Annotated in this window: 7 protein-coding genes; 2 read left to right on the top strand and 5 right to left on the bottom strand. The window is 45.7% G+C overall.

Annotated features, from left to right (window positions below; all coding sequences use genetic code 11):
* A partial coding sequence (locus DY78_RS06950; protein ID WP_235810647.1) for a hypothetical protein occupies positions 1 to 207 on the top strand: 207 nt, incomplete at its 5' end.
* A gap of 52 nt (positions 208 to 259) precedes the next feature.
* Here DY78_RS06950 and DY78_RS06945 read toward each other — a convergent pair.
* From DY78_RS06945 to DY78_RS06925, 5 genes are read right to left on the bottom strand one after another with little or no spacing between them, the layout of a single operon-like run.
* Positions 260 to 1,030 (bottom strand): acetoin reductase, encoded by a 771-nt coding sequence (locus tag DY78_RS06945; protein WP_024624460.1) that lies wholly within the window; start codon positions 1,028 to 1,030, stop codon positions 260 to 262.
* A gap of 18 nt (positions 1,031 to 1,048) precedes the next feature.
* Positions 1,049 to 1,522 (bottom strand): S-ribosylhomocysteine lyase, encoded by a 474-nt coding sequence (locus tag DY78_RS06940; RefSeq protein ID WP_033614732.1) that lies wholly within the window; start codon positions 1,520 to 1,522, stop codon positions 1,049 to 1,051.
* A gap of 29 nt (positions 1,523 to 1,551) precedes the next feature.
* On the bottom strand, positions 1,552 to 2,412 hold the full coding sequence (locus DY78_RS06935; RefSeq protein WP_024624463.1) for a MetQ/NlpA family ABC transporter substrate-binding protein: 861 nt from the start codon (positions 2,410 to 2,412) through the stop codon (positions 1,552 to 1,554).
* A 15-nt stretch (positions 2,413 to 2,427) separates the two neighbouring features.
* Entirely contained in the window at positions 2,428 to 3,099 is a 672-nt protein-coding gene (locus tag DY78_RS06930) for a methionine ABC transporter permease (RefSeq protein ID WP_024624464.1), read from the bottom strand.
* A complete protein-coding gene (locus DY78_RS06925; RefSeq protein WP_024624465.1) occupies positions 3,099 to 4,169 on the bottom strand; it encodes a methionine ABC transporter ATP-binding protein in 1,071 nt (356 codons plus the stop codon). The genes DY78_RS06930 and DY78_RS06925 overlap by 1 nt, the downstream gene beginning before the upstream one ends.
* Before the next feature lie 578 nt (positions 4,170 to 4,747).
* On the opposite strand from DY78_RS06925, the gene nrdI reads away from it, so the two are divergent.
* Positions 4,748 to 5,221, top strand: coding sequence for a class Ib ribonucleoside-diphosphate reductase assembly flavoprotein NrdI (gene nrdI / locus DY78_RS06920; protein ID WP_024624466.1), 474 nt, complete (start codon positions 4,748 to 4,750; stop codon positions 5,219 to 5,221).
* The last annotated feature ends 373 nt before the right edge of the window (positions 5,222 to 5,594 follow it).

Genomic DNA, 5,594 nt, shown 5'->3' with positions numbered 1-5,594 from the left:
TTCAGTTGTGAGTTAGCAGCAATGGAAGTTGCCGTGCAAGTGGCGTTAGTTCGGCACGCTTTTGGCCGGACTTACGGCACCGACATCTTTGAAGATTGGCGGGTTGGGCCGAGCTTCAAAGTGAGGTTCGAGACCGCTTTTTGGCTCGAACCGGTCGCCACGGCTACTGGAATTGCTGCTGACTCACAACGGCAATTCCAGGCATAATACTGGTTGTCACGTTAATGCTCGCAAACTAACCGCCTTGGGGACCACTCTTTTAATGAAACCGCATCCCGCCATCCACTAGCAACGATTGCCCCGTCACATACCCGGCCGCTGGTGAGACAAACCAGGCCACCACTTCCGCGACATCGGCCGGTTGGGCTTCGCGGCCTAACGCAATTTCGGTTAGAACTTGGGCTTGTTGTTCCGGTACCGTTACATGCTTGATAGCGGCCGTTTTTTTATCAATCGCATCGCGCATCGGTGTCCGCACAACGCCGGGATTATAGGCATTAACGGTGATGTGGTCGGCCGCTAATTCCTTAGCGGCCGCTTGCGTTAATCCTCGAATGCCAAACTTGGAAGCTGAATAAGCACTTTGTAAGGCGGAGGCTTCAACACTGGCCAGCGACGCCGCATTCACAATACGCCCACCGTGACCTTGCTTTTTGAACTGGGTAGCAGCGGCTTGAATGCCCCAATACGTCCCCTTCAAATTAACATCAAAGAGCCGCTCGACTTGGGTTGGGTCCGAATCAACAAAGCTGTCAATAAACGCCACCCCGGCATTGTTGACGTAAACGGCTAACTCGCCGAAATCGGCGACCGCTTGCGCTACTAAGTCAAAGACCGCCGCCCGTTGCGCCACATCCACTTGATAAAACTTAGCGGCTTTACCCGCTGCTTGCAGTTCATCGACAACTTGTTGGCCAGTTACCGGATTAATATCCGCAACGGCAATCGCATAATCGTCTTGCGCTAGGCGCCGGGCAATGCCCGCGCCAATCCCTTGACCGGCACCCGTAATAATTGCTAATTTACTCATTTTGACACCCTCCTCAGCTTAAACGACGTGCCGTTCAAACGGTTGGTCACTAATGCCTTCCGTAACAATCTTCTGCGCCCATTCTTTGGCTGAAAACAAGGAATGGTCCTTATAGTTGCCGCAACTGTATATATCGGTACCTTGAACGTCATCCCACGTCGTTTCAGTGGCAATCGTGGTCAAGGCTGCTTTTAACGCCGTCGCCACTTCCGTCGTAGAATGTTGCCCCCACGTAATCAAATGAAAACCAGTCCGGCAACCAAATGGTGAGCAGTCAATGACGCCACTCAACTGGTCTCGCAATAGTCCCGCCAAGAGATGTTCAATCGTGTGCAAACCGGCCGTCGGAATCGCATCGACGTTCGGTTGGACAAGTCGTAAGTCGTAGTTGCTGATTTTATCCCCGTGTTGGCCTTGTTCTTCCGTAATTAAACGGACATAGGGTGCTTTAACTTTCGTGTGATCCAAGGTAAAACTTTCAACTTTAGCCATCATGATTAACTTCTTTCTATTTTGAATAATTAGTTTTTGAAATATGAATTAGGTTTATTAACTTCAATCTTGGTCCCGTAATACTTATCTTTGATATACTTTTGAATATCCGCGCGATGGTATAACTTAATCAACTTCTTGTAGCTAGCCTTGTTCTTATTCTTCGCGGCCGTTGCTAAAATATTGATGTTATCTTTAGTACTTTGATCCACCTTTTCATGGAAAATCGAATCCGTCAAAACGTGTAAATGACCTTCCAAAGCAACCGTGTTTGAAATTAAAACTGCATCCACATTTTTAATAATCCGGGGGCCGGTCGTATCGTCGATTTCTTTAAACTTCAAATGTTTAGGATTACTTTTAATATCCTTAACGGTCCCGAGACTACCAAAGTTTTTCTTGAGCGTAATCAGCCCCGCCTTTTGGAGTAATAACAAACCCCGCGCTGCTTGTGACGGATTGTTAGCAATCGCAATCGTGGCGCCATCTGGAATGGCTTTGACACTTTTATATTTTTTGGAGTAAATGCCCATTGGTTCCAAATAAGTCGTCCCTAACGATGCTAACTTCGATTTGGGATTTTCTTGATTATATGCTTCATAATAAGACCATGATTGAAAGGCGTTGACGTCCACGCTGCCTTGCGCGGTCGCCTTATTCAATTGCACGCCATCCGTAATCTGCTTAACCGTAATCTTCAAGCCCAATTTCTTCGCATCGGCACTCTTGGCAATATGTTGCCAAATATCGTAATCCGACCCTTGTGAGCCAATCGTAATCGTATCAGTATGGCTCGCACTGGCATTGTGACTACTGCTCAAGCCGTGAATACCAAAAACGACCCCCACGACTACCGCAATTCCTAAAATCCACCATAATAATTTCTTCATAATAATCCCCGTCCTTTAATTATGTTCAACTTTTTTTGCCAGCCAATCGCCAATAATCTGCACGGCGAATACCAAGATTAAAATAATCAAGGTCGCCACTAAGGTAATATCATTTTCAAAGCGGGCATACCCAATGCTGATGGCGATGTCGCCCAGTCCACCCGAACCAATGGCACCGGCCATCGTCGTCAAGCCAATTAAACTAATGACCGTCACGATGGAAACGCGAATAATATCTGGTAACCCCTCTTTTAAATAAACGCGAAAAATGATTTCACTGGGACTTGAGCCCATTGATTCAGCGGCTTCCACCACGCCATGGTCCACATCTAACAAAGCGTTTTGAACTTGGCGAGCATAGAACGGGAAAATACCAAAGATCAATGGGACTAAGGAGGCCGTGGTCCCAACGGTTGTCCCCACTAAGAAGTTCGTTAGCGGCGAAATCACAGCCAACAAAATAATAAATGGCACTGACCGTAATAAATTGGTCAGCTTATCCAAAATCGAATAAGTCACCCGGTCGGCTAAGATGCCCCCCGGTTGGGTGACTACTAACCAAACCCCGAGCGCTAACCCGAGCACGGCCGCAATAATGGCGGAACCAAACGTCATATATAACGTTTCTAAAGTTGCTTGAATAAATTCACTCTTCATCGAAATTACATTTGGAATCAATGCTGCCATTAGGCCAACCCCTCCAATCCATTTTCAGTCGTAATAATCTTAGTCTTAACCCCATCAGCGACACGCTTAGCAATCGCGGGATTAAAAGCGGCCAAGTCACCGGTAATAATCGCAATCATGTAGCCGACATTTTCGCCATCAATTTGGTCGATATTGGCAAATAGAATGTTGACGTCCAATTGGTACTGCTGCGAATACTGGGAAATGATGCCCTCTTTAGTCGCATTTCCAATAAAGTTGAAATACATCAACTCCTGATTAGCCGCCAAACCTGCCAAATCAATCGTGTTGGTAATCCGTTCGATTGCGGCTTTGACATTCGTCGAGGTTTCCACAAAATCGACCGTTAACGGGGCTTGCGGCGCAGTGAAGACTTGTGCCACGCGCCCCCGTTCGACGATTTGCCCCGCGTCCATCACGGCGACGTTATGACAAATACTTTTGATTACTTGCATCTCATGCGTAATCAAAACAATCGTTAAGCCTAAGTCCTGATTCAACTTTTTTAATAACGCTAAAATCGACTTAGTGGTCTTCGGGTCTAAGGCGCTCGTCGCTTCATCTGAAATCAACACTTCCGGATCACTGGCCAGCGCTCGCGCAATGGCCACCCGTTGCTTTTGACCACCTGACAAGCGGGCCGGATACGTTTGGGCATAGTCCGCTAAACCAACCAATTTTAAGAGTTGCAACGCTTTTTGTTGCCGCGCGGCCTGACTGATTTTTTGACTGAGGAGTGGATACTCGACATTGCCGAGCACCGTCCGGGACTTCATCAAGTTAAAGTGTTGAAATATCATGCTGATCTTTTGACGCGCTTGCCGTAATGCTGCGGGCGCTAACTGTTGTAATTGTTGGCCATTAACAGTCACGGTACCGTTCGTCGGCGTTTGTAATAAATTAATAACCCGGACTAACGTGCTCTTGCCAGCCCCGGAATACCCGATAATGCCGTAAATATCACCTTTTTCAATCGTTAAATCCACCGCCTGTACGGCCTTGACGGTTTGGTCACCATTGTGAAAGGTGACGTCAATATTTTTGAGTTCAATAATGTTATTTGCTGTCATCAATTCGTCCTTCTCTCACTTTTTTCTCATTTTAGCGACAATAAAAAAGCGTCCTTTCATCCCCCGTCTTATTTCTAAGACGCAGGACGAAAGAACGCTTTCGTGTTACCACCTGGCTTCAAATGACCCTCATGAATCATTCCTCTTCGGGTACCTTTAAGTCACAGCAGTTTGTTTCAAGTACAACCATCACATGTGATACCCTAACTCTATAACGGGAGTTCCCGTCAATGCTTTACGACTCAGCTCAGCATTGAAAACGCGCTTTAAGACCATCTTCACTGATTTACTACCATTGTCTTACACCAAATGACAACTCGCTGGGGATAGCGACATCAGTTACTCATCTTACGTTTTTTTAGTTTGTTCGCTTGTTCAACGTTTTTTATTATGTCGCAGAAATTATTAGAAGTCAACACAAAATCTCATTTTATTTTAATTTTATAATGCAACTAGTTGGAAGCGCTAAATTACGATTTGCTTACAAATGTAATCTGTCCCCATAAGTTAATTGCAAATCAACGAGCCACAGCGTAAACTTAACTTACAATGTTAAAAACAGAAATGAGGAACTGGCTGTGAGTGAATCCATTATTAATATCATCTACATCTCAATTGAAGGTAATACGAAGTCATTCGTGACGGGGATGCAAGACTATGCTAAAACCCAACACGCGGCCGATGAAAGTAATCCTTTGATTGAACTCAAAGAGATTACTGAACAATCGGACTTTGCTATTGAAACTAAACCATACTTCGCCTTTGTCCCAACCTACCTCGATGGCGGTAACGGTATCGATAACGGGGTCAAAGAATTAATGACCAACGTCTTAGGCGAATATTTAAACTACGACCAAAACCCGAACTATTGCATTGGGGTTGTTGGTAGCGGGAACCGCAACTTCAACGAACAATATTGTTTAACGGCCCGTCGTTATGCCGAACAATTAGACACTGACCTCATTGCCGACTACGAATTACGCGGTACTTCCGTTGATACGGAACGCATCTACAATGTCATGAAAGAACGGCTCGCGGCCTTCACTAAATAAATTGTCTAACAGCTCTGCAAGTTTCCCGATTAGTGGAAACTTGTTTTTTTATACCGCCGAAATCTTTGGACCGAACTTAGCCAGGATAACTCGAAGTAGTTGGTGAGTGCCACCATTGGCTGACCGTAATTCCATCGTCCTAGGACCGGTCCAAGCCTGAGAAACGTCTTGAACCTCGCTTTTGAGCCCAAACCCCAGGTCTCAAAAGACGTCCGTGGTGTAAACGGCCAAAAAACGCCCGTTAACGCCACTTTCAGGACGATTCCATTACGGCCAGCCAATTGCTAATCTCAGCTCACTTTCAAAACAATATTAAGTATATGGTAGATTGCAAATTTAATCCGAATTTTTGGACAAATTGTTCAGCATAACC

The organism is Lactiplantibacillus fabifermentans DSM 21115, assembly GCF_000498955.2.
GTDB lineage: Bacteria > Bacillota > Bacilli > Lactobacillales > Lactobacillaceae > Lactiplantibacillus > Lactiplantibacillus fabifermentans.
The sequence above is the reverse complement of the archived record's forward strand: the minus strand, read 5'-3'. Positions and strand labels throughout refer to the sequence as shown.

Bases quoted from the DNA above. Each gene is read 5' to 3' on its own strand.
- DY78_RS06945 (WP_024624460.1), bottom strand. From the start codon at position 1,030: ATGAGTAAATTAGCAATTATTACGGGTGCCGGTCAAGGGATTGGCGCG.
- DY78_RS06940 (WP_033614732.1), bottom strand. From the start codon at position 1,522: ATGGCTAAAGTTGAAAGTTTTACCTTGGATCACACGAAAGTTAAAGCA.
- DY78_RS06935 (WP_024624463.1), bottom strand. From the start codon at position 2,412: ATGAAGAAATTATTATGGTGGATTTTAGGAATTGCGGTAGTCGTGGGG.
- DY78_RS06930 (WP_024624464.1), bottom strand. From the start codon at position 3,099: ATGGCAGCATTGATTCCAAATGTAATTTCGATGAAGAGTGAATTTATT.
- DY78_RS06925 (WP_024624465.1), bottom strand. From the start codon at position 4,169: ATGACAGCAAATAACATTATTGAACTCAAAAATATTGACGTCACCTTT.